This is a genomic window from Janthinobacterium sp. LPB2021202312-11-4 (assembly GCF_037049705.1).
Classification (GTDB): domain Bacteria; phylum Pseudomonadota; class Gammaproteobacteria; order Pseudomonadales; family Pseudomonadaceae; genus Aquipseudomonas.
This window is the reverse complement of record NZ_JBAGKV010000074.1, coordinates 1-2691: the sequence shown is the minus strand read 5'-3', so window position 1 is coordinate 2691 and position 2691 is coordinate 1. Positions and strand designations below refer to the sequence as shown.

Annotated in this window: 1 protein-coding gene; it reads left to right on the top strand. The window is 43.1% G+C overall.

The genetic code is table 11. From position 1 onward, the window contains the following. Positions 1–44: 44 nt before the first annotated feature. A partial coding sequence (locus tag V5E99_RS30845; protein WP_499806295.1) for an ATP-binding protein occupies positions 45–2691 on the top strand: 2647 nt, incomplete at its 3' end.

Genomic DNA, 2691 nt, shown 5'->3' with positions numbered 1-2691 from the left:
CTAGGGATAGTCCGCCTGTGTGGCGCGTGATGAGGGATTCGTAAGTGAAAGCACTGATAAAACCAACTCAGTTGACGCGAGTCGGATATTCATATCAAGACCTCGTGTGCATAAAGATCCTTCTCGACTGGTTCCACGATCCCAGTAAGTATCAATGGGTTTCTATCGAGAGTACCGGAACAGACGAAGGGATGTTGAATGGGTTGGATGATGTCGTTGCGTTTGATGGGGGCGGGCGATATGAGCTATATCAAGTAAAATTCACGATCGACAGTGAAAGAGCTGATTTGGCTCTGGGTTTTGATTGGCTCTTAAAAAAGAAACCAAATGGTACGTCTTTGCTTAAGAAGTGGTCGAGTGATGTTGATAAGTATCGCGCCTTAGGAATGTTATCTAAGGCGGCTCTTGTTACAAATAGAGTTCCTGACTCTGTGTTTGCGCGATGCCTTAGGGGTGATAAGGTTGATGTTGATCTTATACCAGATGAGTTTTTAACTAGGCTGCAAAATGAGCTAGACGGGCGTATTGGTGTAGAGTGTTTCTTTAGGGATTTTACTTTTCAACATAGCCAGCCTCAAATAGACGACTTGGAAACAAAGCTGTACGACAGTGTTGTTCCTGACCATACCACTAATGAGGGTTGGTTCAGGTTTCTGAAAGCTATTGAGAGACAGGCAACTAGAAAGCCAAACTTAGAGAGCGGAGCAAAAATCACTCTTGAGTACTTAAGGGACTTATTTGAGCAAGGAATTAGTAAGACACTCAGTCAGTACCTCAGCGTCCCAGATGGCTACAGTCCTCCGTCAGAAGAATTTCATCTAAGCATGATGGAGAAGTGTGCCACTCAAGGGTGCTGGGTAGTTTCGGGTAAGCCTGGAACTGGTAAAAGCACCTATTTGTCATATTTGAATGATGTGTTAATCGAGTCAGGTGTTCCCGTTATAAGGCACCATTATCATTTGTCTGCGCAAAGTGATATAGATAGGATTGCATTCCAGAATGCTGCTCGTTCCCTGGAGGCGCAATTAAAGGACTATCTGCCCTCGACTTTTTCTGGAAGAGAATTGAAGGCTGAAGAGCTGGATCAATGGATTTTACTCGCTGCTAACGAGTTTCTTAGGCAAGGCAAAACGCTGGTAATAGTTATAGACGGACTCGATCATGTATCGCGCGAGAGATCAGAGATAACTCAGCTTGAGCACATGATTAATCGAATAATCCCGTTCAAAGGGACAACATGCCTTATATTTGGTACTCAAGCCGTTAGTGATTCACAGCTTCCTTCAAAAATGGTTTCAGAGGTGTCGAGGAGTGAGGACTGGCTAGAATTGCCGTTCATGAGTTTGAAATCGATTAGAAGCTGGGTTGAGGGTCTGGTTAAGAGTAAGAGCATATCAATAAATTGTGCGCGTGATGGTGAGTCAAGAGAACTCGTGGAGATTGCGGAAGCGCTCCATAAGGTTTCGAGTGGCTATGCATTGTATCTTGTTTATTCGATAAGGCGTTTGCAGCAAAAAAACAAGGTTGTGAGTGCATATGAAATAGAGCAACTGCCGATCTTTTCAGGCGGCGATATCACAAAATACTATGATTTGCTTTGGTCGAATCTTTCGGTGTCGGCGAGAGAGATATTGCAGTTGATAGCGTCTGTAGAGTTTGCATGGCCAGATAGAAATGCTTTAAGTCTGTGTTTTGATAACAACATGCAATTTGTTGAGTCATTTGATCGTATTCAGCATCTCTTTCATTTTGGAAGAAGTGGGATTACTCCTTTTCATAGCAGTATTATTGTGTATGTGAAAGGTCGTGATGGATTTGAGGTTTCTGCTAATGGGCTACTTAAAAAAGTTAACGCTTGGTTAGAAGGTTCGGCTCCATCTTATTGGCGGTGGGCATGGTATTGGGTAGTTAGGGCCCGTTTGGGTGACACTCGTCCGCTGTTGGAGGGTGTAACCAGGGAGTGGATGATCGCTTCGTTTTGTCTTGGATATCCTTTATCCCATATTGAAAAAATTATATCTTTAGCCGAATTTTTTGCGCTGAGTGAAGGGTTGTTTCCAGAGTTAGTAAAGCTGCGTCTAATTAAGATTCGTTTGGTTAATGGTCCTGGGTACCAATTACAACGTTATGATCTGTTTTATAGGTGCGCCCAGAAGTGGAGCGATGAGTCGTATAGCTTGCATTGGAAGGCTGACAATCTCCGTATTCTTGGTGATGCTGAGATCTCAGCTGTAGCTATACTGTTCAGAGGTAAAGATGAATCAGTTATTTACGACTGTTTTGAAGAACTAGTAAGGAGGGTACATTTTTATCATCAGTGTGGCGACGATTCGCATTTTCAAAAAATTGAGGCGTTAATTTATTTTGCACTTGATACTTTGATAAATTCAGTCGCACCTGATTTGCAGAAAATATTCTGGATTGCAGGTTGGTTTGATGAGCAGGATGCGGTGTATCAATATATTTTCAAGGGGTTGGTGGCTGCGGGGAACGGGGATTTAATACTTGATATACCAGTGGAAGATATTCCTGATGGATTCGCTTCCATGTACTGGGGATTTTTCGTGCTGGCTTGCTGCGATGCTGGCGTATCATTTTTGGCAAGACCAGAAGCAGCAAATGTCGGAAAAAGCTCGTTCGTAGCTATTTTGACTTGCTTAGAAAATCAGCCTTGTCCTGAAGAGTTGCTAG